Raw genomic sequence first — 26,988 nt, 5'->3', positions numbered from 1 at the left:
CCCTGTTGCCCACAGATAACACCATAACAACAGAAGAACCCGAACCCTCTGCTCCTCAGGTATCTGACGAAAAACCGAAGAAACGCCAGTTTTTCGGCTATGACCTGAGCACGCTACTGGTTGCTGGCGCGGCCCTCATTGCGCTCACTGTGTACGCCGTCTGGCCAGACTCACCGCCCTCCCGGGCATTCATCCCGGATGAGCGCGCACAGCAGGTGTCCCAGCCGGTTACACCGGCCTCTACTTCTGAGCCAATTTCGTTAGCGCACCCCCTCCCCATTTCCACACCCGCGTCGCCCGCCTTCATAGCCACTGACTCAGAGGAAATGAAGCAGTACAGCGCCGCCAACCGGGAGGCGATTACGGTACTGAATGGGCGCACAGGGAATGTAGAACAACGTCTGGCTGCACTGGAAGCTCAGCTGCACGCACTGACTGCAAAACCCGTTGCGCAATCACCGATCCCAACAACAGCCGGAAAAGTGACTCCGATTAAAAAAACCTCCCGCCCCCCATCAACACTATCCAAAACCACCGGCGTTACCGGTTGGCGAGTTAACACGGTGTATCCCGGCATGGCGTGGATAACACACAACGGTAGTACCTGGTCCGTTCAGGCTGGAGATGTTCTGCAAGGCATGACTATTCGCAGCATCGATACCCAGCGCCGGGTTGTCGTCACTGACAAAGGTGTAATTCACCAGGGGGGCTGATGGACGCCATTCAAATCCTGGTCCATGTGGCTGATGGCCTAAAGACCAGCGGGATACGACTTGTTCTTGCTCTGGGATTTATGTTCGGCCTGGGTGGTTGTATTGCCACGCTGGTATCCATAGTCCGCAATTCACGCAGCGGCAAGCCCACAAGCAGCGTGAAAGCGCTGGCCTCAGTCTGCCTAGGCGGCGCACTTATCGCCCTGCAACAGATGATGAACAAGGCCGCGCACACATTGAGCTTTGGTGATGTGTCATTCGACGCGATCGCCTATGCCCCGGACTCCATGGGGCAGGCAAAACTGGCTATTGATGCTGTCCTCACGCTGTTGCGGGCAGTTGGCGTGCTGTTCTTTTACATGGGTGTGGTTCGCGCTCGGCGTTCTCTGGTTGACGGCCATACAGGCCTGTCCGCCCGTGAAGACATCGGCACAGGCCTGGTCATGGCCATCACCGGCATCCTGCTGGCCTGTAACCCCGAATTACTGAATGCACTGCAAAAAACACTGGGTCTGACCTGGAATTAATTCAACAACAATGAGGTAGTCAAAATGCGTAATGTTTCTCTGTTTGTTTCCGTCCGTCTCTGGCTGGCACTGTCTTCCCTGCAAGTGCGTCTGACATCTGCACTCGTCGCGGGTCTGGGTACTGTGACACTGCCAGCCCATGCTGCCGACGGTATTTTCGAAATGCTGGACGGCGTAGCTGATGGTGCAGACAACTCAGGAAAAAGCCTGCTGAAACTGGCCAAATTTGGTGGCATCGGCCTCGTAATTGTAGGGGTGATCCTTTGGGTAGCTAAGAAGAAAAATCCCCAAATCTCATGGGGCTGGGTGCTGACAGCGTTTGGTGCTGGCTTCATCCTTATTGCCATCGATCAGTTCATCAAGAAAGGCCAGAGCACTATCCAGTTGAATCCGGTTGATGTGGGCTAAATCGCCATCCCCCGGTGCACCTGCACCGGGGTTTCAATCAGACAGAAGGAGTCCAAACACGTGAACCTGTTCCCGGAAAACGTGAGTGCCCTGTTCCCCGTTACGCTGGAGCCCTGTCTGCCCGGTGATGACGGCGACACAGACACCCCAGCTATCCAGCTTGATGAGCCAGATAATCTCACCCTCTGCCAGTTGCTCACACCGCTGGTCAGCCACTTTTATTACTGCAGCATGACTCGTCATGAGGCAGGTTATGACTGCGACGTTGTGCTTTTACCTCTGACACCGCTCACAGAACACCTGAAGGCAATAAAACAGAGTACCCCGCAGGTGCCGCTGACAGAACGACTCCTGAAGGCTTTTCGCCGCTGGGCTAATATCAATGTCGAACTGCTGCGTCTGACGCTGCCGCGCCGACAGCAAAATTTTGGCATTGAGCAACAAATATGGGGCCATGAAAGCGCGGTTCATTCCCCAGCAATACGTCGCAGGGCCAGAAAGCTTACCGACGACTGCTGTGACTTTTGCGGCTACACCAGTAAGCATAACGCCCTGATATTTCGAAACAGTAATCCGGAGGACACGGCAGATACCAACCTTGGCGTAGCTTGTCCGGTATGCGCCTGCAGTCGTCACCTCAATAACCTGGGTGCTAATGATGGTGTCATGGTTTACCTCCCTGAGCTTTCGCCGGCAGACATCAGTCATCTGCTCAGAACGGTGAGCATCGCCAGACAACAGGGGGATAAACGCCAGAAACAGGGTGCTACAACTATTCTCCGCTGGCTGGCAGAGCATCGCGCAGAAGCCGAAGCCTTCTGGGGGACCTGTCATCCCGGTGAGTTTGGTCAGGCGCTACTGCAGGCACGGGATCGCCTGCGCGAAGACCTACAGCAACGTCTCAGGCACATCGCACTTATCCCAAACCCTGAGCTGATTTCCGGCAATATCACCGCTGATTCGATAAAGCCATCGACCTGGCTTTCCCTGTTAAATCAGTACCGCAGTCAGAACTGACATAGTCCGAGAACAACTACCTATGAAAAATCCATTAGTCTCCGCGCTTGAATGCGTGGAAGAGGCGCTGGCTTATGCTTCCCGCTACGCGCTGGGGCAGGACTTTACGCGCTACTGCGATCTGCGTACCACAATCGGTCTCACCGACGATGACAAAAAGCGCCGCCCGGATATGGAGGCGTCTTATATCTTCGTGACTGAGGAAGGACATTATGCCAGCGTGTTCGAAGTTGAAGGGACTTACTGCCAGTTCAACGAACAACAGGCTATTACTGAAGAAGAAAAACGCGATAAGGCGCTGTTCAGTAGCTATATCGACCGGTTGCAAACGTTGCTGACCAGCGAATTTCAGACCGTTGGCCATAAACTCAGCTTTGTGTTTGAGCGTGATCCAGACAAGGCACGCGAAGAGCTGCGTAAACTGCTGGCACACCAATACCGGGGCCTCCGACGTATGGGCCTCGACCTGACTGACATTCTGGACGAGCGTATTGAGAAACTGGCACCGTTCGTCGCCCGGGAGCGTGCTTTTCTTGTGGTGTACACCTCGAAAGAAGCGCTGGCCACATCCGAACGCAGGGATGAAGAGAAACGCAGGGATGCGATACTGAAAGCAGCGCCTGGCGCGCGTTACGGCCAGAATCCGTTGTTCCATGAGCTGGAAGGCCTGAAAATCCGCCACGATACCTTCGTGACCACGCTGGAAAATCAGTTTGGCAACGGTGATTTTGGCACGCGTATTCGTCTGATGAATGCCCGCGAATTTGGCTTCCACCTGCGCGAAGAAGTTGAACGTGACAGTACCTCGCCAGACTGGAAACCTTTCCTGCCTGGCGATATAAAATGGCCACACGGGTTACCCAAAGGCCAGGACCATTCGATGCTGCTGGCCCCGCACCTTAACTATCAAATATTTAATAGTGAACCGGAGGCAGATGGCAGCTTTGTTCATCTTGATGGCCACTGGCATGCGACGCTTGCACTGTCCCTCGGCCCGCAGCAGCCGGAAACCTTCAGCGAGTTGTTCAGTAAAATGAGTCGCCGGCTTCCCTGGCGTATTCGTATGGACCTGATGCCCAATGGGCTAAAAGTTCTCGGCGGTAAAAAAATGGTACTGGGTATGGCTGCCCTTCTACCTCCGCTTCGTTCTGTCTATAACTCCGTTCAGTGGCTGGAGCATGCAGGCAAAAGCGATCCCGTGTGCGTCATGACGGTCTGTGCCAGTACGTGGGGTCGCTCAAAAGAGGTGGTTAAGCGTAACCGCACGCTGCTGCAGAAGGGTTTACAGTCCTGGGGAGTCTGCGAGGTGACCGGTACGTTTGGTGATCCCATCGGCGCATGGGTCTCAACACTCACCGGTGCCAATACGCTGAGTATTCCGTCGCTGATGTTTCCTCCGCTTTCAGCCGCGCTGGCATTACTACCCCTGCAGCGACCGGCCACCCCCTGGGCAGACGATGCCAGCATTGTGTTTGCAACACCGGACGGAAAACCTTACCCGGTGAAACTAGCAAGTAGCCTGCAAACGAAATTTACCGAAATTGTAGCTGGCGAGCCGGGTACGGGTAAGACCGTTGCACTTGGCGCGCTCAGCGAAGCCATTTTATTTTCCGGGCAAAACAATATTCCCTTCCTCTCCTATGTGGATAAAGGCTTTGGTGCACAGGGTTTGGTCAAACTGGTGCGTGATGCGCTGCCGCCCGATCGCAAACATGAGGTCGTCGGCCTGGTTCTGGAAAACAGCCGCGAGCATTGCAAAAACCCGTTCGATGTCCAGTTGGGTATGAAATACCCCCTGACACCCGAATTAGAGTTTATGGTTAATATCTGTGAAGCACTTTGCGTTGATCCAGAAACCGGTATTCCACCCAACGCGCAGGACTGCCGGCAAATCCTGACGACCGTTATCGAAACCGCATTTGACAACAACGCCGACAAGGACCCGGTACGTTATGCCCCGACGATAGAGCCCCTCGTCGATACGGCACTGGAGAAGACAGGGCTGAATCATGAGTATGATGCACATTGGTGGCAGAAGACGACCTGGTTTGAAGTCCGGGATTTGCTGTTTGAAAAAGGTGAGTTGAAGGCCGCCTCACGGGCGCACTATCAGGCCATGCCTGAGCTGAGCGACCTGCAGCTTTACCTTAATGATGCCGACGTGCTTTCCAGATATGGAACCATTACCCGCCACGGCAGCGGTGAGTCTTTGCTGAGCTACATTGAACGCTGTCTGTCTGATGCGCTGCGCACGTATAAAATGCTGGCTGGCCGCACAGTCTTCGAGCTCAACCCGGATACCCGTGTGATTGCCATCGATCTGAACAACGTGGTCGGTGGCAAAACCCGCGCCGGTCAGGTGAAAACCGGGCTGATGTACCTTTATGCAGGGCAACTGGCCGCTGGACACTTTGAGTTACCGCAGTACCGTAACGAACTGATGAGCCACCTACCAGAAATGTACCGCCCTTTCCATCACGAACGCCTGACGCAGCTGGCACAGGAGGTTAAAACCAAAATCTATGATGAGCTTCATAACGCAAAGGATATTCCTTTTATTATGAGCAAACTGGTCACTCAGGATCTGGAAAACCGTAAATTCTTTATCCGTACCGTCCTCAGTTCACAGTATCTCAACCACTTCCCGCATGAGATCCTGAAGTCCGCTAATAGCCTGTATCTGATGCAAATCAGCCATGAAGACTTGCCGCTTCTGACGGAGCATTTTGGCGTGCCGATGCACACCGCGCTGGCATTCCGCCATATTGGCTCCGGCGCATCACCCGACGGAAGCGGCACTCACTTCCTGGCGTGTTTCCGTCTGAAAACGGGCCGGGTGGTGCAAATTCTCAAAAACACATTGGGCCCGAAAGAACTCTGGGCGCTGAACTCCACCCCGAAAGATGCCGCGCTGCGCGATCAGCTGTATGACCTGCTCGACGGACGAACAGCCCGTGCCATTCTGGCCGAATCTTTCCCGACCGGCAGCGCAGAAAAACTGATTAACCTTCGCCAAAAAGAAGCCAAAGAAACTGACCACGGCAACGTGATTAACCGTCTGGCCAGCGAGCTTATCGCTGCTCGCGGCCTGCAAATCTAATACAGAGACTCCCATGAAAAAACTCATACTGGCTGCCTGCATAGGCGGTGTGATGCTGCCTGTGTCTCAGGCGTTCGCCTATCCCGTTGAAGTCATTACCAGCAAACCGATAACACTGGAGGTTGTTCCCCAGTTATCGACCGCAAACGGCACGCTCGGCAGCATTCTCAGCACCAATCAGCAGATTGGGGGCGCTGTCAGCTCCGGAAACGACAAAATTGCAGCCATGATCCAGCAGTCCACAGAGAACATGCAGCAATATGCTACTTACGCACAGCAGGTGCAGAACCTGGAGGAAGCGCGACGCAGCTACACCGTTCCGGAGTCAATCTGCAGTGAATCAGCGTCCGGACAAGCTTCGCAGATAGCACGACAGGCAGGAGCGAAGCAAAACAGTCTGGCCAGTGGCGGTGGTGTCAGCAACGCGGCAATTAAAAAAGTGTTGTCATCAAAACCTGCAGCACCGGAACAGAGCCAGTTTGCCACAGCTGATATTCATCGTAATTACTGCACACAGGAAGATGCGGATGCCTGGGGGGAACTCTGCAACGGAGTTTCCGATCTCCCCGGCGGTGACAAGCAGGTTCGTTCCCTACTCGCCGGTGCCGGTGCTGAAGATAAAGCCCCGGAACTGACGTTCAGCCAGGAACAGACCGACGCGGCCATGATGTACCTGAAGAATTCATCGCGGCGCGATGTGGGGCGAGCGCTGAAGAAAGGAGAGGTCAAGACAGACAGCGGTCGCCAGTACATCGGCATGATGACCGAGCATGACGCCATTCAGAGCGCGGCAGAGCAGCCACAGCTGGCGATGGTTGCCGCCAGTCAGCCCAATGAGGCAACCAAAGACGTACTGGCTGAAACCCTGCAAACCCCGTCCAGCAACGCATGGTATGACCAGAACGCCTCCGCTGAAGCCAAACGCGCCGGCATGATGTCCCTGCGCGAATTTGAGTCGTTTGAAGTGAATCGCCGCTATGCCAACACTGACTATCAAACGGACCTGCAAAATATGGACGGTGATAACCTGATGCGCGAATCCATCCGCGTTCAGAGCCAGCAGAACGCCCTTCTTTTGGGCATTAAACAGCAGCTGCAGGAGAACGCCATTCTGTCTGGCCAGCAACTGAGTCTGAGCAGCGCACAGTATTATGAACCCCGCCTGGCACAGAAACTTCAACAGGCCTCTGCAGGAGCAACCCGCTGATGAAAAATATTATGAAAGCAGCCTGGCATGCAGCCAGTGTATTGTTTCCGTTGTCAGAACCAGCGCGCAAGCCTCAAAAAGAGCAAAGTGAAAACAGGCAGAGGTTCACCAAGGCAACTTACCGTGCCGCCAATGTGTTACTTCCTCTATCTGAAACAGCCCGCATACTGCGGGCTATGAAATATTCGGGCGGTAAGCTGGCAGAACAAGCCCGCCGTCTGAAACAGGTAAAGGATGAATCGACAACCGAACTCTTGTCATTTGATGATGCAGTCAGGGCGAGTGGCCAGACCCGTGAAGTGCTTTTAAGCCGTTACCTTCGTAGTAAGCGCATTTGGCTTTTGCTTTTTGGCGGTGCGGCACTGCTTGCCCTGTTCCTGCCAGTCGCGATGCTCATCTCTGGCATACCTTTCACAGGCATGCTTTTCGGCCGGACCCTCAGCATGTCGTTCATGCTGGCAGGATTTAGCGGCCTGATGTTCGTTCGGGCACTGAAAAATCAATACCACTTGTGGCAGTTGCAGACCCGCCAGCTTGGAACTTTCTCGGAATGGAAAGCCGCTGGCAACTGGCTACGGGACATTTTCAGCTGGCAGCAACGTTGATCTAAATCTCGCATTGCCTTACTCCCTCCCCGGGAACTACACCTGTCCGTATTACGGAAACTCCCCATGAAAAAAATCCTTCTCTTTATGTCAGCCATCGCGCTGGCCTGTATTGCGCTGCCAGCATTTGCTGACGGCGTTACTTTTGACACAATAAACTCTGCAGCTACGCGCAGCTCAGATTTGTCCCGTCAGTTGTTAGTCATGGTGTTTGGTGATGTGGTGAATAATCCGCTTCAACCTGCGAACATCAGCTTTATTGGTCAACTTTACGGGGTGTTCAACGGCATCATCGCCGGACTCGCTTTTATCTGGTTTATGGGGGTCACACTTAGGGCTACCGTCCTGACGGGCAACCGGGGAAAGGTTTTTGGTCGTGGTACCACAATGATGGCCCCCGTATCCTCCCTGGCCGGTTTCATGGCTTTGGTGCCGACCCCATCCGGCTGGTCGATTTCCAATCTGGCATTTTTATGGATGGCTTCGATTATGGGCGTCGGGAGCGCTAATCTTCTCACTGATAAAGCTGCCGATACGATCATGGACGGTCAGTCAATGATTATGCAGCCTGTCGCCGGTGAAACTATCACCGCCGCCCGGGGCATCTTTGATATGTATCTCTGTAAGGTTGCATTAAATACTGAGCAGTCACAAATGCATCAGAACGGCAGCAGCAACACACCGCAAATGTCTGTTCAACACTCGACTGATGGGAAAGAAATTAGAATAACGAATGGCAGTGCAATCTGTGGCAGTGCGAGACTGCCTGAAACAACAGAGAATAGTTCTGGGTTCTCATTTAGTGTTCCAATCAACTCAGGCCCACTGGAAAATGCACAGAACACCGCTTTTACCGCGATCAATAGTACGCTTTCAGCCAGTGCGGAAAACTTTGTTAATGCCTGGCTCAGCTATCAGGATGGCGTGCAATCCCAGCTTCCCGATGTTGAATCAGAAATCCAGCAGGCAGCAAGGCAATATGAAGACACCATCAACGCTGCAACCTCAGCCGTAAATAATGAAGGAACTATCAGGGGAGCGCTCGCTAATTATCTCAAACAAAGCGGCTGGATATCTCTCGGTGCCTGGTATCAATCCTTTGCTACCGCTAACCAGAAAGTAAATGATGTAGCTCATCAGAGCCCAATAGTGACCGGGCCGTCAAGTATCGGAGAAGTAGGCGTCGGCCGACTACAAGAGGAAATAAAAACAGCACTGTTGGCACAAAGGAAAAACTCAACGTTTACACCGCCGCTTGGGTCAGCAAATATGCCGGGGAACGATAACCTCGATGATGTGCAATCGGCTAATTCAGCAATAATTAAAGTAATGCCAAAAATGCAACAATTTACTGCTTGGATTGCCAATACAGTTATGACAGGCGGGAATCAGGATAGCTCAGAGCAAGTAAACCCATTATTGAAAATGAAAGCCATAGGTGATTATACGCTGGGGATTGCTGAAACCACATTTTCAGCATTCACTATCGCTAAAACCATTGTTGATTGGGGAAATGGAACCGGCGTAGGGAAATTGGTTAATGCTGTTTCAGGTGCGGGTTATATAGCCAAAAGTATCATTGGGTCCATAGCACCAGTTGTCTACTTCATCCTGTTTATACTGCTGAGTGTCGGATTTTCCCTCTCTATATTTCTTCCATTCATACCTCTGATTTACTGGATTACGGCTTGTACGTCATGGCTAGGAAGCGTCTTAATTGGTACAACTGCTGGTTCGCTATGGGCTGCAACACATATAGGCACAGAGGAAGATAAAGGTAGTCGCTCAAACTACGGTTACATATTTTTGATTGATGCTGCTATCCGCCCTTCCCTGATGGTGTTTGGGTTTTTCTTTGCCAGCCTGGTTGTCGTTGCTATTGGTACCTTGCTGAATATTCTACTTCTTCCAGCACTAGCTAATGTCCAAGCAGACTCCATCACCGGATTAGTCAGCATCATAGGAATTCTGATGATTTACGCACGAATTTGTACGACGCTGGTTTCGTCAGCATTCAGCCTTCAGGTATATCTACCTGATTACGTCATTGCATGGTTGGGAGGTCGTGAGGCTGCGCAAATGATGAAAGGTGCAGTAGAGTCTACCCGTAACATGTTTGCAGGCTTTGGGGGCAAAGCAGGCCACACACCAGGCATCAAAAAAATGGAACAGAGCCAATCACCTAGTAATGCTGATGGTTTTAAGTAATGTGACATCGCCTACATCTATGAGATAAAACCTATTAAAGGCCTTGTTAACTGGTCTCTATTCAGCATAAAATTAAACCAGTTAACAGGTCTCAGATTGGAAAATATGCCAAACATCATTCATAGTCATGTGACTGCCAGTGTCAGTGAACTCAAAAAGAATCCTATGGCTACTGTCAGTGCCGGTGACGGCTACCCGGTGGTAATCTTGAATCGCAACCAGCCAGCATTCTACTGTGTACCCGCAGATCTGTATGAACAGATGCTGGAACACATTGGTGATCAGGGGTTGGTTGAGCTGATCAAACAGAAATTGGTCAGATAACAAAGTATCAGGATGATATTTATGACAGTAAAATATACAGATACATATTCAAAAAAGTGGTCAGTAGCGCTTGCTGGCACATTATCAGGGATGTATTTATTTTTCATACTCCCGTTTCATTTCATCTTTGCAAGTTGGCTATACGTATACCGCAATGATGTGGACTATGGTATTCGCCAACAAGATATACCGTTGGTTTGGTTTATCTGGGCATCACTATTAGTAGTTATTTCGTTAACTACATATGCCATATACCGCCAGAACAAAAACATCAAAGCGTTTACCTCTTATTTTAGTGAAAAACACTTCAACGAGGCGTCTCCATCCAACACAGCTAAAAGCTGGACCGGGTTAAGTTATCTGGCTCTTGATACTAAAAATGGGACCCTGCTGTACATCAATCACCCTGACACTACTATCTTCAACTTCTTTTCCCCTAAAGATGTACGTGTCATGGGCTTTGGTATGTACGACTGGAAATCTATTGAAGTGGAAGGTAATACCTTAAAAATTTATACCGGCATACCTGAGCTACCGTCTGTCGCTATATCTACTGGTAAAGCCAGTCAGCTATATGAAAAAATCAATGCCATGCGTAACCAAACCTGGACATATGAAAACAATGTACCCGGTTACGTTGAACATCAGGCAAAACGTATCGCCGACGAGCAGGGGCTTAACCTGATCCTGCCGCCAAACTAATTCCCCTTCTGCAGTAACCCACAGTACCGACTCTGGGGCACCCTTTTCAGGGTGCCTCTTCTTTTGCATTCGCAAAATATTTATAGGTCTCCTCTATGGCGCAACCCATTCGCAATGATGTCCAGTCAGGCAATGACTGGACAATGGCCGCTGTCGGCCTGTTTATTACTCTGATGGTCGCAGCCCTGTTTTTCCGGCAGCTCACTATTGAATGCACCACCACCTTGCTCTACTGGTTGTGGAGTCTGGCTGATTTCCCCCGCTTCCATGCTGACGCTGCCTGGCGTATTAATCTTCTGGCTTCAACCCACAACAATGCGGAGGCAGTATCCTGGTCTGAATTCTTCTCGGTGATGGATGTAACAGCGGGTATCCTGCTGATTGCCCTGTTCCCACTTGCTGTTATCGGCACCATCTCCGTTCGCCGCCACCAGATAAGCCGGACCCGCCGGGATATTTCCATTCACTCGCTTCCCCGCATCATGGCGTCATTTTCTCCGGCCATCGTGCCGGCTCTGACCTATGGCGATAAGAAGACGCAGCTGCTGAATGTGGATCCGGAAGAACACCGCAGCGCACAGTCTCCCGATGAATTTGCAATCGAGTACAAACTGGTAGTTAACAGCCGCCTTCGCCGGGAGCTGGCTGAGCAGAAATTTATTGCTCAACTTGGTGAACGATTGCCTCATGAGAATGGCGATGTTGTGAAACAGGGCCAGTTAATCCCTGAATTTAAGCACTTCAGTGACCATGAGCGTGCCATGTTCGCCATCTTTGGCCTGCAGCACTTTCTGGACAAACGCAAAGAGGCAGAGCTGCTGCTGGATGCACTAAACCGCTCTACACTTAAATCAGACCGCAAGTACCGAAACAAAATCGGCTATCCCAACCTGTCACTGGCAGACAAAGCATTTCGAAAAGTGGCCGCAACGCCAGCCGCGCAAGCCTGGATAAAACAATACGGTTATGTCCGCACCGCTATCGCTGCATTGCATGATAACGACCTCCACCTTCCTATCCGCCGATACCGCTGGCTGAAAGGACTCGACCGCACGCTCTGGTACGCCCTGGCATCCACCGGTCGTCCCTGGCCGTTCGTTGAAGGTGCCGGGGTGATCAGTCAGTCCCACTGGGAAAAACTGGCCGCCCGTTATCGCGTCAAACTGAGCAAACCCATTATGTCACTCGCGCTTGATGGGCTTGAAACAGACCTGAAAAATATCGGTGCAGTGGTCGATGACTCGCCCCCGGCCATGCGTCCTTTTAATGATGAAGAAGAGGACGATGACGACGAAGACAACCCGATGCAATCGGGTACCCACTCTGATGAGCAACACGTTCACCGCCACGTACATTCCTTTCGCCCTAAAATGAGATAATCCCATGTCAGAACAGACTGTTAACGAAACCTCAATCGAAATTCATGGACAGCACCTACAGGTACGACTGAACGGTCGCAGCCTGTTTAATCTGAATCGTCCTTTAGACGATCGCTATCAACTGACGCTTGAGCAGGATGCGGGTCAGTACACTATCTGGATGCGGCAATCCTGCAACGGCTTCGCCAAGCTCTTTACTACCGACGACCCTGAGCTTGCCAACAACATAATGAACACCACAGCCGATGCGTTGCAGCGTATGGCCATGAACGAAACCAGAGTGAAACCGCTATACAAAAGAGGAGGCCACTGGCTCATTCCTGGCGTCATTTTTCTCTTTCTGGCGGGTGCATGGGCGTCGTGGCTCATTAACCCCCCTCATCCGACACGGCCACCGGTTCCCGTGCCCGCGTTTCAGTCTCCAGTGAAAACCACAGAATCAGCAGCAAGTACACTTCTGCCGCCGTCTGTAGTGATGCCAGCCCGAACCGAATCCGTCAGCACATCTTCAGCAGCTGCAGTGAATACGCCAGCGCAACGAGTTTCGCTATCTCCCGAAGAAGCGGCCGAAGCCCGCCACATGCTGGCCACACGTCTGAAGAACGGTGCCGCAAAACAGGAATTCACCATCCAGTTATCCTCTGGCCATCCGAGAACCCTTTATATCTTTTCTGATCCTGAATGCCCTAACTGCAGGATATTCGAGCCGACCGTGCAGGCCCTCTCCGCGCAATACAATGTGGAAATATTTCCGGTCACACTGATAGGAAAAGCCCGCACAGCAGAGCAAGTGATCCCATTACTGTGCGCACCGGCAGCAAAACGCGCCGATATGTGGCGCAGCATTTTTGATATTGGTGCCGGTATGCTGAACCCGACCGCTAAATCAGAACCGAAGCCAGCTTCCTGCGAAGCAGGGCAGAACGCTTTGGCGCGTAATGATATGGCCTTTGAGCTCTACCATCTCCCGGGCACGCCGACCGTTATCAGCGATGACGGCCGTATGATCCCGTTGCAGGCAATGACCAGCGATGCCGCACTGCAGGCCTTCCTTAACAACGCCCAGTAAGGAGCTAGCAATGGATTTAAAAGGACGTCACGGGCCGGTAGGAAATCAGCTCATAAGCCGACAGGTACAGGGCAGACTGGCTGAACGGTTAATGCTGGCACCGTTTACTGTGCAGTTTTTATTGGTATCTTCCCTCTTGTTCGGCGTGATATGGCCGGCAACCCTCCTGCTATCCCTGCCCTTCAATATTATCCTGCTGGTCGCGTTCAGCGATCAGCGCTTTCGTTTACCGCTGCGTATCCCGATGGACGTGGGTGGGTTTGATTTGTCTACAGAACGCGAATTGAGCTGGAACATACCGCTGCTGAACCTGAATCTGCCTAAGATTGTCCGTGGGGAAGCGGCCGGTACACTGTGTCTCGGCGTTGGCCGTGGTCGTGACCGGGGAAAAGAACTGTGGCTTGAAACCTCTGATGCTATGCGTCACATACAAATCATGGCCACCACCGGCGGTGGTAAAACAGAAACGCTCTACTCTCTTTACCTGAACTCACTGTGCATGACCCGTGGCTGTTGTATTTCCGACGGGAAGGCACAGATTGATCTCGCAGTAGCCACCTGGTCAATGGCACGGCGTTTCGGTCAGGAAGACGACTGGCATGTGCTGAGCTTCATCACCGGCAATGATGACCGGTTTAAAAAACTGATGCTCGGAGATAAGTCCCGCCCCCAGTCAAACAGCACTAATCCGTTTGCTTACGGTAGTCCGACATTCATCATTCAGCTGATGGAATCACTGTTGCCGGCGGGGAACGGCAGCGATGAAGGCTGGAAAGACAAAGCGCGCGCCATGATGAATGCCCTGGTTTATGCCCTGTGTTATAAGCGCGCCCGCGATAACATTATGCTGACACAGGCAGTTATCCAGTCTTACCTGCCACTGGTGAAATTCGTTGGCTTGTATCGGGAAGCACTGAACGACGGGTGGCATGAAGAAGGTTACAAGCCGATGGAGAACTATCTGGCTAACCTCGCCGGCTTTGACATGAAGCTCATAAATCGTCCATCCGACTGGGCGCAAGGCGCACTGGATCAGCATGGCTACCTTATCCAGCAGTTCACCCGCATGCTCAGCATGTTTAACGACACGTATGGCCACGTTTTTCCGAAAGGCGGCGGCGACATCGATATGCAGGATATTCTGCACAACGATCGCACTCTGGTGGTACTTATTCCCGCCCTGGAACTCTCTGACAACGAAGCAGCCACGCTGGGAAAGCTATATATCTCCGATATCCAGATGAATATAGCCAAAGACCTGGGGAACAAGATTGATGGTTCTCCGGAACACACGCTGACGGTGAAAAAATTTGCCAGCAAATTTCCCTTCATGATCATCTGCGATGAGGTGGGTTATTACTTTGCCCCGGGTCTGGCCAAGCTGGCCGCACAAATGCGAAGCCTGCGTTACATGTTGGTTATCCTGGCACAGGATATTCAGGCCATGCTTAAACACGGTAAAGAGGTACATTCCGTGAATGCCAACCTGGGCACCAAACACTTCATGAAAACCGAAGATACGGAGGACACGTTGAAGATGATCCGAGCCGTCGGTGGTACAGGCCAGTATGCTGAGCAAAGAACGATGGATCGCACAGGTATGGGGAGCTATCAGGACGTCGATAGAGTGGAATTCCGCGATAGGGACAATATCCAACTGTCGGAACTAAAGGCTTTAAAATCCGGCGAAGGCATCATCGTATTTGAAGACCAGCAGATACGTAGCAATTCGATATACATCCCTGATGATGAAAAAATCTCAAAGCTGAATGTGAAAATTAACCGGTATGTACCTATTCGGCGTCCCGACTTCAGTGACCTTTGCCGTGAACTGCCTGCAGCTGCACGCCGGCGTCCCATCTCTCAGGAACGTGTCTCTCATATCCTGGATATCTGCCGCTCTACCGTTCCTGGGGAGTGGAACAGCCAGCTGAATGCCCGCATAGCTGACAAAACCCTGATGGCTCTCACCACTCTGGCTGCCGATCTCGATAACCGCGATGACGTGATCTACTCCCCTGAAGAACGGGGGATTTTGTTGTTTGAAACCGCCATCGATGCGCTGAAAGAAACGGGAGGACGCTATCGCTGGCTGAAAGAGCAGGAAAATATCCGCATATCGAAGAAACGGATTGAAGAAGCACACCAGAATAATACCAGCGTGCAGGGAGTCCCCGAATCTAGCCAACTACAAAGGGCAGCATCCCCCCCAACGGCACATTACGATACTCAAGATGCTTATTATGAAAACCTGGCAGACCAGTCCTTTGCTGATGATTTTGATAACACAACCGAACATCTTACCTACTGAAATAAATACTTCCCCGCCAGCTCCTCCAACCGTTGACTAAACCATTAGCTCAATAAGCTCAATTTTTTAATCATTAAGGAATGAAAATGACTATCCGTACATTACGGTCAATTACTTTGGCCGGCGTTCTACTTTTGGCTGTCAGTTCTGCCGTTGCAGCCCCGACGATCGAGGCGGATTTCTCACCAGAAGGCAGTGCATTACGACTGGTACTAGGGACCATCGATGATGCCCGGCAGAGTATTCGGCTGATGGGCTATTCCTTTACGTCACCCGAAGTAGTTAAAGCGCTAACGGATGCGAAGCGCCGTGGCGTTGATGTAAAGGTGGTACTCGATGAGAAAGGCAATAGCAGCAAAGCCAGTGTGGCAGCAATGAACCTGCTGGTTAATGCCGATATTCCTGTCAGGACAGTTAATCGGTTTAAAATTATGCACGATAAATTTTTAATTGTTGATAATCATACTGTTGAAGTAGGCAGCTTTAATTATAGCAGGGCAGCGGCACGGTCCAATTCAGAGAATGCTCTGGTTGTGCGCGAGATGCCCGCACTGGCTCAGACGTACCTGACACACTGGCAGTCTCGCTGGGATTTGGGAAGCGACTGGCAGTCTTCGTACTAATCCAAAGAATTGCCGTTACTGTACAAGAAAAGGAAACCCAAAATGATATACAAACGCAGATGAATGATGGACAGCCGGTGCTGCCCATCATCGGAAAACGCTAGAGAACTGGTCTCAGCAGACCGTATTTACGTTCACGCTGTTCAAAAGCAAGATGTCCACCTTCCAGCACGTTGCAGATGGCCTGACGCATGGTGTTTCCGTGCGCCAGCTCTCCTGCTTCCAGGGCCCCACAGCGATAGGTAATAACCTCATCATTGTTGCTGGCCACCAAAACCTGCTCAGCGTCGCAGTTCACTACCAGATTGGCATTGTGAGTCACAATGATGACCTGTCGGTACTTTTTTATCTTACGGAACAGCGGGACGAGATGGTGCATGATAAAGTCATTATCAAGGTCGTCCTCGGGCTGGTCGAACACAAAAGGTGAACCAAACGGATCGGTAGCGAGCTTAAGGCAGACATAGAACGTCCCTCTCTGACCAGCAGAAAGCTTTTCGACGGTCTTTCCTTTATAGGTAAACTGCGCCTTGACGCCCAGATAGGCGGAGATCCTGTCCGGGCTGAACAGGTGGGCCAGAAGCTCATGAGGCCCCGCACTGTTAAAATATTCCTGCTTCCACAACAGATTATTCAGAGAGATATCTGTCATTGCCTGTTTATCGTCGTGAACCTTAAGGATATTTTCATTGCTGACCAGGCGGGTGTAATCTTCAACGGTGTGAACGTTGAAAAGTACCGCAAGTTTGTCGGTCTGAGTTTCTCCCTCCCTTGAGGCACGAAATTTCCCACCGTTCATGCATTTCAGGACGCCCGCATAAAACGCATTCTGGTCAAACGTCACCTCACCATAAATCCCGATATCCTGCAGGATTTCCGCCACAAGGGTCTGCTGATCAGCAGTATAATGCTCTTTAGCTTCAGTAAGGGCATTGAACGCCGCATCCACCGTTTCCTTTTCCTGCCGGATATGTGATAGAACACGATTAATCAGCTCTTTTCGGCTCTCCTGATTTTTCTTGCCCACCGCCAGTCTGCGTTGCGACTCTTCACGCTCAAGTTCAGCACGGTTAATCATCTGCTGATATTCGGTAACTTTATCGAGAAGACCGGAAATGTCCTGTTCTATTCCCTGCTGGCGGAACTGATTAATAATATCCTGATTTACCGCTCCCATTTTTTCAGATTCAGACTTAGCCAGTTTGATTTTATTATTGATAACACCACGCTGCGGTTCGAAGTTGACATGGGGTATGACGTGTTCTTCAGTTCCCTTCGCATTGATGAAGTCAATCTGGTCGTTTAATTCGCTTTCTTTATCTGATAATTGTTTTAGGAATTCATTTAACCAGTTTAGTTGAGAGTTAATATCCGCAAGGCTTTTACCATTCCCCTGAAATGTTTTAATCAGTTCACGGTTTTTCTCGCTAGTCAGCGTATCAATATGTTTCTGTACAGCAGAAATTGTCGAAGTGTGATATTCCTCTCGATTTATAAACTGACCTTTATCATTCTTCATATTGAAGAATTCGAACAAACTGCGGAATTCATTCAGGTTCGATTCCAGCTCGTTTCTGAGCGGCACAGGGAAGGACTGGGGAGGAAGACGGAGCATTTTCTTTATCTCATCGCTGATTTTTTCAGGCTCCTGGCACAGATCCTTAATTTCACCCTGAGAAACGTGAAGATAGCTGTAAGAGTTATCAATGCCGTCAAACTCCTTATACTCTCCGTCTGTTTTACTGAGCTGGACAGAAAGCCGTTGCGGCGATACAGGACGTGCGCGTACGTTTTCAGGACGTGACGGCGTAAAGCGCGACTGCAGGCCATCCAGTATTAGGCTCTTACCAGTACCCCGGCCGCCGATAATAGCGACCATGTCCTCATTAAGCGGAATTGAAAGCTTTTTGAATCGGATTTCCTGACCGTCAAAAATCTTCCCCTCTACCTCTATTCTGCTGAAGTGCACTTTCGCAGTGCGCTGCTGCGGCCAGTCTTCTTCGAGTTTCAGGCGGGCCTCTGGCTCTAGCAGAGTCTGGCGGAGACCTTCAAAAGTTGGCTTTGCTTTTACCCAACTAAATATCGTTCCAGTTTTCTCAAGGCCATGTGCATCTGAACACCTGAACACCGGCTTTTTATTAGCGCCGGGATAGCGATCAGTCATTAAGAAAAATTCCCTAACAGGTAGAGAGTCCTGAGAGCTGTCGAGAATTATGTGCCCCTCGCGATCTATCTGTGTTGCCACCTCTTTGGATCGCCCCTCACCGTTTGGCCTGTAGCCACCATAGCCATTTGGACAGACTGCAATAATGGCATCGCGGAAGAGTTCAAAATGGGAAGAAATATGTTCGCAAAGAGCTTCGAAGTTGACAGTGATTTCGGAAATATTTTTTCCACTTTCTTTCAGGCTCAACTCTGAACAATAAACAGGTCTACCTGCAGCAGTTTTCGTTGCTATCGTCATGTTTGACAACACCTGGTTTATCTTAGCAGTCGGGATTTTTTCAGAGAATAAGCAGTGGATATTTATCCAGTCTCCCTGTTTGTTTGGTTGTGCGAGACGGAATTCAACATTCGGCAAAACAGTAATATTAAATCCCTGCCTGTCTATTTCCTCACGTATAATCTCAATCTCGTTTTCCGCCAGGAAGAAATAATTTGTTAGGCCAATAAGCGATATTCCTGACTCTCCCAGTTTTTTTATAAATTCAGGAATACTTTCCGGACCTTTAAATGTACTCGCCATCCACGTCATGGGACTGTGAATATGCAAATCCCATTTACTCCACTCAGAGCCTTTCATTTTTTATTCTCCGTATCCTGCGGTTACCTGCTGTGTGTGCGCTCAATCATAAGCCAGCCTTAACAGGCGCACCACAGTAACGTCACGGCTTTGTGGGGCATTTCAAACGAAGCTTGGGATGCCCCACAAAGCCGGTGTTCCTAAAAAAGGAAAGCCGCCCCGAAGGACGGCTACCAAGCTTACTTGCCCGCAGCGTTGATAGTCACAGAAATCGAGTTGTTGGAGATACTCCAGCCCCTTCCCCATGAGACAACAATGCATGAGCAAACGTTTCATTGCGCGGTTCTGGCTTAGACCATGCTATTGCAGTATTGAAAAGCAAGTTGCTTACCTAATGAGCACAAAAAACCGCCAAATTATCGGCGCTTTTTTATACAATTCACAATCGCGTTACGTTTTTAGCGTTGGGATACCTGGCAGCCGAGATTTGCGGATAAAAATGAACCCTGGCACCCATGGTATATGCAGTCATATCTCCATCAACATCAGCTTGGATGCAGTGAAACACAACCTTATCCTTCTCGCTTTTTATCATGATAGCGGTCGCGGAGATCACCGCTACAACTTCACCGGTATGTGCAGTATCTAATTTAACACTATCAGCCCACGCAAGATTCATCGGTAATGTTACCAGACCTGCCGGAAGCTGTTTGTTTTTCCACAGGGCATGTAGATTACAAAGCCCGGCCATCTTACGATTATTATCTATAAGCTCTAACAGCTTCAGATTAGAAGGGTTAATCCAGTTAATGACTTTCAGGCAGCGGTCGTAATGTTCTATAACCTTATTGATAATTTCCTCCACCTGATAAGCCGAATTATTACGCCACAGTGGCTCATGATGGGATAACCTGTTGCGGATTTTGTTAATTTCCTTCAGTTCATTACCAATGCTGTTTATAGAAAGTGGATTACGGGTATTTGTATCTACTGCGTTAGGGAAAACTTCAGCGCGGAGGTCGGGCCAAAGCGTTAAATAGGTAGCCCGGCGCGTGTCATAATCATTTTTGACGAGCGATACCCAAAATCCGAAAGTGAGTTTTGCGATAATATTTTCAGGAGTATGTGGCTTTCTATCTATAGTCAGCTGCCGTTTAGCAGCTTCGATATTTCTGTTAGCTTCGCGGTTATTTATCGGAGTGAACACGTTAATAAACCAGCTTTTAGCCGCTTCTTTTCTAGCTGCCCAAGTGGGTTGCGGAAAACTTTTTTCGATTTCTGCTTCCTGCGCGGCAACATATGACTGATGAATCGCATTTCTCAGCGAGATTTCGACAATCTGAAGAACGGGTAAAAAGGCGCTGGCGAGTTGTTTGTTCCAAAGGTACATTCCCAGACACTGTTCCGGGGAGGTACCTCCCAAAATCGGCAACTGGTAAGTCGCAAAACGCGGTGTAGAAAGTGACTGCGTGATAGCCGTGATAGTCATCGTTTTTAATCCTCATTATGTGACTAAAAGTATACCGATGACCGCACAACTTTAAAGCCCCGCTAGTAGAATCAGTACTCTGGAAAGGAATTGACATGCCTCTGAATGTGGCGTAGATTCCCCATCCAGAGGCAACTCTACTTGTGTAAGCACCCGCCCCACTCGAAGAAGTGCGGAATGCGAAAAAATATTTTTGAAGAAGGCTCCCGTAAAACGGAGCCTTTTTTGATCGCAACGTAGCCGTTTACAGCCAAATCCGCTCTGAGAAACGGCCATGAGTCCCAATAGAAATACCGTCAGCGTGGTTTTGGTGGCGTAAAACGGTTGGGTGTACTCGATGGTGACACGGGAGCATTATCCCGCATCTGTGGCACTACGTCATAACCAGCCTGGCGACGCTGAGCCGGGTGCGTTAATGGTACAGTTTTTCCTGACGACGCATTGAAATGAGGTATGTACTGCATAGTTCCCTGAACAAAAGACTTATCGCCCCGAACTTCAACCTTCTCGCCGCTTTTCTGGGCCGAAATATGCAAAGCCATCGCCAGATTTTTACCCTTCTCTGCCGGCACATCGGCAACCTCAATAAACAATCCTCGATCAAGAAGCACAGGTTTACCACCCGACGAATACACTACTGCACCATCGCGGTTCACATGCGTATCATAGCCGCGAATTTGCGAAGGTTTGATATCATCAGCAACTGCATAAAGAATGAAGTTATTGGAGATTGTCGCCGTGCGGTTCTTACGCTTTTCGCGATAAGCCCAGCCACGCAGCTGCGAGATGGCTGCAGCATCATACTGCGTTGCCTGCACTTCCACCCAGGCACGATATGACAGCGGACGGGCATCTGGTCTCTCTTTCAGAGCCTTTCTCTCATCACGAAGCTGGAGACGCAGCGCAGCCATATCTTTCATTTTCTCAACTTCCAGCGCACGGAACATCAGTTTACGCAGCAGTGGATCACGTTCATTCAGGCGGACATTATTTTTACGAATGCGATAACTGGCCGACAGTTCACGGAATCGGGTCCGGGATTCATCAGCAGAAATTCCCGGCCGGACAAAACTGGTTTTGTATGCCTTGTAGCGGGAAATTAAATCCTGTCTTGCCTCTGCACGCGCATTACGACGTTCAGCTCTCGCCCCGTTATCGCGACGGTGAAGGCGGTTGTCATACTGCGAATCAATGTTCACTGTACTCAGCAGTACATCTTTACCATCCTTGTTAACTTCACGAACAATGGATGCTGGATTAAATTTCCCGAGCAATTCCTGCTGACAGCTCAGCGTCAGTTCCGGATGTAGATCGCTGGCCTTAACTGAACATTGCTCATCATTGGCAACGTCATAGATAGCGAGGCCCTCACCTTTCTTACGTAGCTCAAGCCCGGCAGCGATCAGAATGTCATGCACTTCATCCCAGCTGTAATCACTTTGCATAAACAAAGAATTCAGCTTCTCCCTGCAATTATCTACGGCATAAGAGAACAGACTTTCCTTGTCGCCAAAGTGCTCCATCTGTCGTGCAGCGGAAGGTGCTGATTTGTAAAACTTACGGTTCCGGGAAATCGCACCGTCGCCATTAACCATGTAAGGTCCATTGTCATGCTTCCAGCCATTTTTAAGCTCCAGCTCACGACAGCAACGGTCAAGGGTAAAATAATCATTGTAGGGGGCGGCGACTTTGTAACTGGCCGGATTGACACGATTCACGGTCAGGTGGCAGTGCACATTATCAGTGTCATCATGTATGGCGAAAACATACTGATGATCTTCCATTCCCAGACGCTTAAGACAATACCTTGCTGACTCAAAAATCTGGTCAGGCGTCGGCCGTTCTGAGGTCGGCCAGGACAGGATGGCGTGGTAGACAGGGTCATTGCAGCGCGTGTTTTGCATGGCCACCATGTCCATTTCCGTAGACGAAGTCTCCAGTGAAAAACAGTTAGTTTCGCAGATGACTTTATCGCAACGCACCTGCTGGCGTCCGTCCGGGAACGTTGCGATAATATCCTGCGAATCAGGCAGCGCATTACGCGTCGCGTACCCAACGAGGTCATTGAAAATTTTATCTTCCGCCCGGGACTTACGAACAAACGGTTTTTCTGGCGACAACGTTTCGCTCATCTCCACATCATCACGCAGGATGGTGTAAGAGATAAGTTGTACGAAACTGGATTTACCGTCACGCCTTCTTTCAGCGACTACCGCAAGCATCTTAGTCCTCAGTATTGTTCAGGCTGTCAGCTCTGAACTTCATCAAAGCAACCTTTGTCGCAATCAGAGCGTCAGAAAAGTCTTTGCTTCTTTCCGTCGTCATAACACCGTCTTTCTTCATCTCACTGTAGAGATGCTTCAACAATCCTCCCAGCTTCAGTATCTCATTCATCTGCCGTGTGTCGCCTTTAGCCACAATACGACGACCAAGAGCTGAACGCCGAAGAAACTCACCGGTAGACAGACCGGCTGATTTGGCACTGGCCTGTATCTGTTCTTTCTCTTCAGGGAAGCATCGCACGCTGCCCAGCAAAGCCGTTCTCTGGCGTTTTTCACTCTTGCTCATCTTCAATCCTGCTTAACCGCTGAGGCGGACACTGCAAGTAGGGTGTCGGGACGGAGTCCTGACCAGGTCGTTTTGTGGGACCGACTGCGTGCAGGCGGTGCTACAAAACATACCCTGTCCCACGTTTTAATCCAATATGCGCCATTATGGCCGATTTTCTTTGTAAAGTCATTACGCCAGATGTGGAATGGGGTACCTTTGATTCATGAGTGAATACAAGGGTATAATTGGAAAGTTAACTCTGCACAAAGCACAGAAGGATATGAGGATGGCCGCAAACAGTTTTTACACGCAGGAACAGCTAGAACTTGCAAAAATTCAGCTCGCTGAATTACCTGATTTGAATGCATCACGCATGAAAGGAAAGGATGTACTTTCACACCTCAGAGAACAGTTGATTGAACTGTCTGTGAAAAAAGGTTATTCGGTGGCTGAGATAAAATCAGCGCTTGATTTGGCTGGGATAACTGTCAGCATAAAAGCGATAAAAGAGGCGATTGATACCGGTACGACCAAAAGTCGCAAGAAACCGGTTGTTGAGAAATCAGCAAATTCAAAAATTTCTGAGCAGGCAGAATCAAAATCATCCTGATGGCGATATTGCTGCTAATGTGATGTGTGTTATTTCACCGCAAAGGGGTCAACCCCCTGCGTGGTGAAATGCGCTGAAAATGGTGATCGGTTTTTTTAAATAATCACATACAGCCCGACATATTATCGTCAGGCTGTGAACAAAAATCACCACTCGAAAAATTCTTCCCCCTCAATAGCATCACCATCACGATCGAACTCAATCATATGGACATGATGTTTTTGTATCATCTTCAGAATGAATTTCCGCAAGGACTTGGACATACCAAAATCTTTCAGACGAAGAAGCGTTCTCTTTCCGTTGTACAATGAAATCATCAAACCATAATCATATTCTGCAACTCAACTGGCCGTTTCCCATGAACGTCCTTTCAGAATGATTGAATCTGCCAGCGTCATATGCCCGATACTACATACCAGACATTTTTTAAACTCAGGAGAGGTACTGCACATATCGATACCCTGTATTAAGAATGACGTTAAAAAATTATCGTGCTCTTTGATAACCAGCCGGTTTAACGGCTGGTTATCGGCTGTGATTAACTTTTCAGATTCTTGAAGTTTTCCGCCATTTCCCACAGGGCGCGATTAAGTTTGACGTCCCCTGCAATGCCATTAACGCCACGGGTCGTTGAGCGTTTGCCTTTCGCAGTGCGTCCGCTCAGTCCGCCTTTAATAAGGTTTTCCTGAACTTTTTGGTAGGTTGTCCACAAATCAGGGCTGCGGTCTTCGTGACGGCGTGTGAGCAATACATCTTCAGCGGCCACCGGTATATGTGCGCCGTCATATTTGTAGTTCAGTGCAGTAGTCGCCAGCAGGTGCTGCTCATCCGGTCGCAACGTGATAGCTTTCATTTCTTCACGGGATTCAGCAACGCTGTCAAAGATATTGAGCACCTCGTAAGCACCCTCAATGACCTGACCAACGACGTCTCCTTTATGCGGGACACGAATATCACCGAACGTATCGCCACACACTAAACCATTCATACACACGAAACGAAACATGCCAGGGATCATCTGGTAACTGCTTGAGCCATCGTGACTGTTGAGCAAAATAATTTCAGGGACTTCTTTACCGGCGATCTGCCCTTCCCTGCGCAGCCGAAGCATATGTTTTGTATGCTCACGCTTTCCCTGATCGCGCACGCGCGTCTGGCACCCAAAGAAAGGCTGAAAGCCTTCACTGCGCAGTTTATCAAGTAGTGTGATGGTCGGAATGTAGGTGTAGCGTTCACTGCGCGACTCATGTTTTTCTTCCGAAAATACACTTGGAACACAGCGGGCAAGCTCATCATTGGTCAGTGGTCGGTCACGGCGGATCATATTGGCATTGCCAAAACGGGAAGCTAAACGCATAGATATTTCTCCTCTCAGATACGATTGCCTTACGGCTTCTTTCCGGTGTCTCCCCTTTGTTGTGATGAAGGCGGGGAGCCCGTTGCTGTGACAAAAGACCGGCGCGGGGTATCAACTGAACGAACAAGGGAGATGGCGGGCTTTAGCCTTCACCCTTGTGAGGTCAGTGCCCCGTGCAAGTGTCTGTCACTGCAAAAGGGAAACCGCTAACGGCAAAGGTGAGGCTGACACCAGAAAGAAGCCGGACAGCATGGACGGCATCCTTAGCGGCCACGGAAGTGGCCAGTAAGAGCGGCGCACCCTGTGGGCGCTGCAAGCGGGCTGTTGTATTTCGTCGCCCTGGGCGTGTTCAAAGCGCGGCCAGGGCGAACGCGCATAAAAAAGCCGCTTCGATAAGCGGCATCAAAAGTGCAATAATTACACTTTATTTGCTCTAAAGCGTTCGTAAAGCGTCTATAACAGCTGGGTCACGCTCTATCATCATCAACAACTTTAGAGATGAACCTGATGGAATACGACGATGCTGTTCCCAGCTCTGGAGCAGAGAAGCAGAAACCCCCACTACATCCGCAAATTCATTTTGCTTAAGACCGCTCGCTTCACGCATTGATTTTACATCTGGAAGTCGATGACGATGGATGTTTTCCGCTGGAACAGAGAGCGTACCTTTCTCAATAGCAACCATCTGTTGCATACTTTCAACGAGATCATTAAACAGTTCAGTTTTCATTATTCCCCCTCTCAGGTAGATAATGCCCCGCAGTGCGGGGGCTTGTTATTCGATTTGCTGACTTATCGATTTCAGGACAGCTTTTTCGGCTTCAGTCAGATCGTCTTTTTCGTTTTTGGGATAGACCAGTAGCAGATAAAGGCGTCCCGATTTGGTTATGACGTAATAAATAACTCTTACTCCCCCCCGCTTCCCCATGCCTTCGCGACTCCAGCGGATTTTCTTACATCCACCTGTTTTACTGATTGTGTCGCCAAGATCATGGTTTTTAAGAAGATGCTCCTGTAAAGCTCTGAAGTCATCATCTGGCAGCAGTTCAGCTCTTCGCCTGCTAAATACGGGGGTCTCAATGAATTCTAGATACTCCATTAACGCTCGTCCCTTGCTGACCGTAAGATTATTATATTCGTACTCAGTACGAATATCAATATTTATTCGTACTGAGTACGAACAAACAAAGGTATACGCTCGCTAAATAAAAATATAAAATAGTGCAATAATTGCACTTTTTGAGATGATTATGACAGGTTATGAATTGCGTTTGTGGCGTAAAGGGATGGGTTGGGATCAGGAACGCGCAGCGGAAGAGCTTGGTAAATGCCTGCGAACGTACAAAGCCTACGAGAAATCACCGGCTATCGACCGCATTGTCGAACTCGCCACCCGTTCGCTGACACTTTCTTCATTGCTTCCCGCGCTGTCAGGTAAAAACAGCGCGGAAATCTGTGCGGTTCTCGACACACTGCTGGACTAACAGTCCGTTACGATGCCATCAAAAAACCGTCAAAATTAAAAACGTCATTGACGGCAACCGGCCACCCTCCAGCAATCCACACCATGACCCAGCTTTCAGACTCCTCACAGCGATACAGCATTCCCTGCGCCCCAGCGGGCAATTCTGAGGGTTCAAAATGGTTACAGCGATTTCCATTACACACGATGTAACTCAGTAAATCCTCAAGCTGTGCAGCCGTCATAATGGTTTCAGCACTTCTGGCCTGAACAGAGACAGCCTCGATTGTCCGCTCTTTTCCCTCACCATAATATTGATAGGTAGCATCCAGCGGGTGATCGGACGACATAAACGGCGTGGTATCAATGCGGCTAAAGTCGCTTTTTTCCGCAATACGATTCACTACTTCAAAAGGCTGCTGAGAGGTGGCTTCGCATTCGGTTGTGTCGCGTTAACGGAGGAAAGACGAAAAAACTAGGGCTGTCTATTTTTCAGGCGGCCAACAGATAAAATTGTTCTGCCGGTGATAAATGCTCCCCGACTGGATGCTGAAGTTGTCCTTTGCGTATCATATGCACTAACT

The 26,988-nt window shown here is 49.9% G+C and carries 24 protein-coding genes and 2 pseudogenes; 16 read left to right on the top strand and 10 right to left on the bottom strand.

Going from position 1 to position 26,988, the window contains the following annotated elements; translation table 11 throughout:
• Window positions 1-5: 5 nt before the first annotated feature.
• The 14 genes from DJ39_RS16730 (at window position 6) to DJ39_RS16665 (ending at window position 16,193) form a co-directional block, all read left to right on the top strand.
• Window positions 6-713 carry a hypothetical protein gene (locus tag DJ39_RS16730; protein ID WP_155115565.1) on the top strand — a complete coding sequence of 236 codons (708 nt, stop codon included), beginning with the start codon at window positions 6-8 and terminating at the stop codon, window positions 711-713.
• Window positions 713-1,240, top strand: a complete 528-nt coding sequence (gene traQ / locus DJ39_RS16725; protein WP_038251868.1) for a conjugal transfer protein TraQ — start codon at window positions 713-715, stop codon at window positions 1,238-1,240. The genes DJ39_RS16730 and traQ overlap by 1 nt, the downstream gene beginning before the upstream one ends.
• 24 nt (window positions 1,241-1,264) lie before the next feature.
• Window positions 1,265-1,648: a DUF6750 family protein gene (locus DJ39_RS16720; RefSeq protein WP_004720828.1), complete on the top strand. Its 384-nt coding sequence runs from the start codon at window positions 1,265-1,267 to the stop codon at window positions 1,646-1,648.
• A gap of 60 nt (window positions 1,649-1,708) precedes the next feature.
• Window positions 1,709-2,665, top strand: coding sequence for a hypothetical protein (locus tag DJ39_RS16715; RefSeq protein ID WP_004720829.1), 957 nt, complete (start codon window positions 1,709-1,711; stop codon window positions 2,663-2,665).
• Window positions 2,666-2,687: 22 nt separating this feature from the next.
• Window positions 2,688-5,765 (top strand): conjugal transfer protein, encoded by a 3,078-nt coding sequence (locus DJ39_RS16710; RefSeq protein WP_038251865.1) that lies wholly within the window; start codon window positions 2,688-2,690, stop codon window positions 5,763-5,765.
• Between the two features lie 13 nt (window positions 5,766-5,778).
• On the top strand, window positions 5,779-6,972 hold the full coding sequence (gene traW / locus DJ39_RS16705) for a conjugal transfer protein TraW (RefSeq protein WP_004720831.1): 1,194 nt from the start codon (window positions 5,779-5,781) through the stop codon (window positions 6,970-6,972).
• Window positions 6,972-7,577 (top strand): conjugal transfer protein TraX, encoded by a 606-nt coding sequence (gene traX / locus DJ39_RS16700; protein ID WP_038251864.1) that lies wholly within the window; start codon window positions 6,972-6,974, stop codon window positions 7,575-7,577. The genes traW and traX overlap by 1 nt, the downstream gene beginning before the upstream one ends.
• 66 nt (window positions 7,578-7,643) lie before the next feature.
• Window positions 7,644-9,785, top strand: a complete 2,142-nt coding sequence (locus DJ39_RS16695; RefSeq protein ID WP_004720832.1) for a DotA/TraY family protein — start codon at window positions 7,644-7,646, stop codon at window positions 9,783-9,785.
• Between the two features lie 105 nt (window positions 9,786-9,890).
• Window positions 9,891-10,109 carry a type II toxin-antitoxin system Phd/YefM family antitoxin gene (locus DJ39_RS16690; RefSeq protein WP_038251862.1) on the top strand — a complete coding sequence of 73 codons (219 nt, stop codon included), beginning with the start codon at window positions 9,891-9,893 and terminating at the stop codon, window positions 10,107-10,109.
• Between the two features lie 21 nt (window positions 10,110-10,130).
• A complete protein-coding gene (gene excA, locus DJ39_RS16685; RefSeq protein WP_038251860.1) occupies window positions 10,131-10,811 on the top strand; it encodes a plasmid IncI1-type surface exclusion protein ExcA in 681 nt (226 codons plus the stop codon).
• A 95-nt stretch (window positions 10,812-10,906) separates the two neighbouring features.
• A complete protein-coding gene (locus DJ39_RS16680) occupies window positions 10,907-12,190 on the top strand; it encodes a secretion/conjugation apparatus DotM-related subunit (protein ID WP_004720838.1) in 1,284 nt (427 codons plus the stop codon).
• A gap of 4 nt (window positions 12,191-12,194) precedes the next feature.
• The gene (locus DJ39_RS17160; protein ID WP_004720840.1) at window positions 12,195-13,259 is read left to right on the top strand and encodes a DsbC family protein; all 1,065 of its coding nucleotides are present in this window, start codon (window positions 12,195-12,197) and stop codon (window positions 13,257-13,259) included.
• A 10-nt stretch (window positions 13,260-13,269) separates the two neighbouring features.
• Entirely contained in the window at window positions 13,270-15,570 is a 2,301-nt protein-coding gene (trbC, locus tag DJ39_RS16670; RefSeq protein WP_004720841.1) for an F-type conjugative transfer protein TrbC, read from the top strand.
• Window positions 15,571-15,656: 86 nt separating this feature from the next.
• Window positions 15,657-16,193, top strand: a complete 537-nt coding sequence (locus tag DJ39_RS16665) for a phospholipase D family nuclease (RefSeq protein WP_038251858.1) — start codon at window positions 15,657-15,659, stop codon at window positions 16,191-16,193.
• Between the two features lie 100 nt (window positions 16,194-16,293).
• On the opposite strand, the gene DJ39_RS16660 is transcribed toward DJ39_RS16665, so the two are convergent.
• From DJ39_RS16660 to mobA, 4 genes are all read right to left on the bottom strand, one after another.
• Window positions 16,294-18,996 carry a TrlF family AAA-like ATPase gene (locus tag DJ39_RS16660; protein ID WP_004720844.1) on the bottom strand — a complete coding sequence of 901 codons (2,703 nt, stop codon included), beginning with the start codon at window positions 18,994-18,996 and terminating at the stop codon, window positions 16,294-16,296.
• A 379-nt stretch (window positions 18,997-19,375) separates the two neighbouring features.
• Entirely contained in the window at window positions 19,376-20,425 is a 1,050-nt protein-coding gene (locus tag DJ39_RS16655; RefSeq protein WP_038251856.1) for an Abi family protein, read from the bottom strand.
• Window positions 20,426-20,721: 296 nt separating this feature from the next.
• Window positions 20,722-22,647, bottom strand: coding sequence for a TraI/MobA(P) family conjugative relaxase (traI, locus tag DJ39_RS16650; protein WP_004720847.1), 1,926 nt, complete (start codon window positions 22,645-22,647; stop codon window positions 20,722-20,724).
• Between the two features lies 1 nt (window position 22,648).
• On the bottom strand, window positions 22,649-22,993 hold the full coding sequence (gene mobA, locus DJ39_RS16645; RefSeq protein ID WP_004720848.1) for a plasmid mobilization protein MobA: 345 nt from the start codon (window positions 22,991-22,993) through the stop codon (window positions 22,649-22,651).
• 268 nt (window positions 22,994-23,261) lie between these two features.
• Between mobA and DJ39_RS16640 the strand changes: the two genes are divergently transcribed.
• Window positions 23,262-23,585, top strand: coding sequence for a hypothetical protein (locus DJ39_RS16640; protein WP_004720850.1), 324 nt, complete (start codon window positions 23,262-23,264; stop codon window positions 23,583-23,585).
• Window positions 23,586-23,731: 146 nt separating this feature from the next.
• Here DJ39_RS16640 and DJ39_RS18505 read toward each other — a convergent pair.
• The 4 genes and pseudogenes from DJ39_RS18505 to DJ39_RS16625 form a co-directional block, all read right to left on the bottom strand.
• A pseudogene (locus DJ39_RS18505) lies at window positions 23,732-23,914 on the bottom strand (DUF5983 family protein); the annotation flags it as partial.
• 209 nt (window positions 23,915-24,123) lie between these two features.
• Window positions 24,124-24,942, bottom strand: coding sequence for a DUF932 domain-containing protein (locus DJ39_RS16635; protein WP_004720855.1), 819 nt, complete (start codon window positions 24,940-24,942; stop codon window positions 24,124-24,126).
• A gap of 433 nt (window positions 24,943-25,375) precedes the next feature.
• Window positions 25,376-25,672: a NadS family protein gene (gene nadS, locus DJ39_RS16630; protein ID WP_004720859.1), complete on the bottom strand. Its 297-nt coding sequence runs from the start codon at window positions 25,670-25,672 to the stop codon at window positions 25,376-25,378.
• Window positions 25,673-25,717: 45 nt separating this feature from the next.
• Window positions 25,718-26,041: a type II toxin-antitoxin system RelE/ParE family toxin gene (locus tag DJ39_RS16625; RefSeq protein ID WP_038251855.1), complete on the bottom strand. Its 324-nt coding sequence runs from the start codon at window positions 26,039-26,041 to the stop codon at window positions 25,718-25,720.
• A gap of 151 nt (window positions 26,042-26,192) precedes the next feature.
• On the opposite strand from DJ39_RS16625, the gene DJ39_RS16620 reads away from it, so the two are divergent.
• On the top strand, window positions 26,193-26,426 hold the full coding sequence (locus tag DJ39_RS16620) for a helix-turn-helix domain-containing protein (RefSeq protein WP_038251853.1): 234 nt from the start codon (window positions 26,193-26,195) through the stop codon (window positions 26,424-26,426).
• Between the two features lie 7 nt (window positions 26,427-26,433).
• Here the strand turns inward: DJ39_RS16620 and DJ39_RS16615 are convergent, their stop codons facing one another.
• Together DJ39_RS16615 and DJ39_RS18070 are read right to left on the bottom strand one after the other, a co-directional pair.
• On the bottom strand, window positions 26,434-26,808 hold the full coding sequence (locus DJ39_RS16615; RefSeq protein WP_004720865.1) for a hypothetical protein: 375 nt from the start codon (window positions 26,806-26,808) through the stop codon (window positions 26,434-26,436).
• Between the two features lie 88 nt (window positions 26,809-26,896).
• Window positions 26,897-26,988: pseudogene (locus DJ39_RS18070) on the bottom strand (IS6 family transposase); the annotation flags it as partial.

Origin of the sequence: Yersinia ruckeri ATCC 29473 (assembly GCF_000754815.1) — a bacterium.
In the GTDB taxonomy this organism is placed as follows: domain Bacteria; phylum Pseudomonadota; class Gammaproteobacteria; order Enterobacterales; family Enterobacteriaceae; genus Yersinia; species Yersinia ruckeri.
The sequence above is the reverse complement of the archived record's forward strand: the minus strand, read 5'-3'. Positions and strand labels throughout refer to the sequence as shown.

What these genes read in the sequence shown, in the direction of transcription:
- traQ (WP_038251868.1), top strand. Translation starts at nt 713, where the DNA reads ATGGACGCCATTCAAATCCTGGTCCATGTGGCTGATGGCCTAAAGACC.
- DJ39_RS16720 (WP_004720828.1), top strand. Translation starts at nt 1,265, where the DNA reads ATGCGTAATGTTTCTCTGTTTGTTTCCGTCCGTCTCTGGCTGGCACTG.
- DJ39_RS16710 (WP_038251865.1), top strand. Translation starts at nt 2,688, where the DNA reads ATGAAAAATCCATTAGTCTCCGCGCTTGAATGCGTGGAAGAGGCGCTG.
- traW (WP_004720831.1), top strand. Translation starts at nt 5,779, where the DNA reads ATGAAAAAACTCATACTGGCTGCCTGCATAGGCGGTGTGATGCTGCCT.
- traX (WP_038251864.1), top strand. Translation starts at nt 6,972, where the DNA reads ATGAAAAATATTATGAAAGCAGCCTGGCATGCAGCCAGTGTATTGTTT.
- DJ39_RS16695 (WP_004720832.1), top strand. Translation starts at nt 7,644, where the DNA reads ATGAAAAAAATCCTTCTCTTTATGTCAGCCATCGCGCTGGCCTGTATT.
- DJ39_RS16690 (WP_038251862.1), top strand. Translation starts at nt 9,891, where the DNA reads ATGCCAAACATCATTCATAGTCATGTGACTGCCAGTGTCAGTGAACTC.
- excA (WP_038251860.1), top strand. Translation starts at nt 10,131, where the DNA reads ATGACAGTAAAATATACAGATACATATTCAAAAAAGTGGTCAGTAGCG.
- DJ39_RS16680 (WP_004720838.1), top strand. Translation starts at nt 10,907, where the DNA reads ATGGCGCAACCCATTCGCAATGATGTCCAGTCAGGCAATGACTGGACA.
- DJ39_RS17160 (WP_004720840.1), top strand. Translation starts at nt 12,195, where the DNA reads ATGTCAGAACAGACTGTTAACGAAACCTCAATCGAAATTCATGGACAG.
- trbC (WP_004720841.1), top strand. Translation starts at nt 13,270, where the DNA reads ATGGATTTAAAAGGACGTCACGGGCCGGTAGGAAATCAGCTCATAAGC.
- DJ39_RS16665 (WP_038251858.1), top strand. Translation starts at nt 15,657, where the DNA reads ATGACTATCCGTACATTACGGTCAATTACTTTGGCCGGCGTTCTACTT.
- DJ39_RS16660 (WP_004720844.1), bottom strand. Translation starts at nt 18,996, where the DNA reads ATGAAAGGCTCTGAGTGGAGTAAATGGGATTTGCATATTCACAGTCCC.
- DJ39_RS16655 (WP_038251856.1), bottom strand. Translation starts at nt 20,425, where the DNA reads ATGACTATCACGGCTATCACGCAGTCACTTTCTACACCGCGTTTTGCG.
- traI (WP_004720847.1), bottom strand. Translation starts at nt 22,647, where the DNA reads ATGCTTGCGGTAGTCGCTGAAAGAAGGCGTGACGGTAAATCCAGTTTC.
- mobA (WP_004720848.1), bottom strand. Translation starts at nt 22,993, where the DNA reads ATGAGCAAGAGTGAAAAACGCCAGAGAACGGCTTTGCTGGGCAGCGTG.
- DJ39_RS16640 (WP_004720850.1), top strand. Translation starts at nt 23,262, where the DNA reads ATGGCCGCAAACAGTTTTTACACGCAGGAACAGCTAGAACTTGCAAAA.
- DJ39_RS16635 (WP_004720855.1), bottom strand. Translation starts at nt 24,942, where the DNA reads ATGCGTTTAGCTTCCCGTTTTGGCAATGCCAATATGATCCGCCGTGAC.
- nadS (WP_004720859.1), bottom strand. Translation starts at nt 25,672, where the DNA reads ATGAAAACTGAACTGTTTAATGATCTCGTTGAAAGTATGCAACAGATG.
- DJ39_RS16625 (WP_038251855.1), bottom strand. Translation starts at nt 26,041, where the DNA reads ATGGAGTATCTAGAATTCATTGAGACCCCCGTATTTAGCAGGCGAAGA.
- DJ39_RS16620 (WP_038251853.1), top strand. Translation starts at nt 26,193, where the DNA reads ATGACAGGTTATGAATTGCGTTTGTGGCGTAAAGGGATGGGTTGGGAT.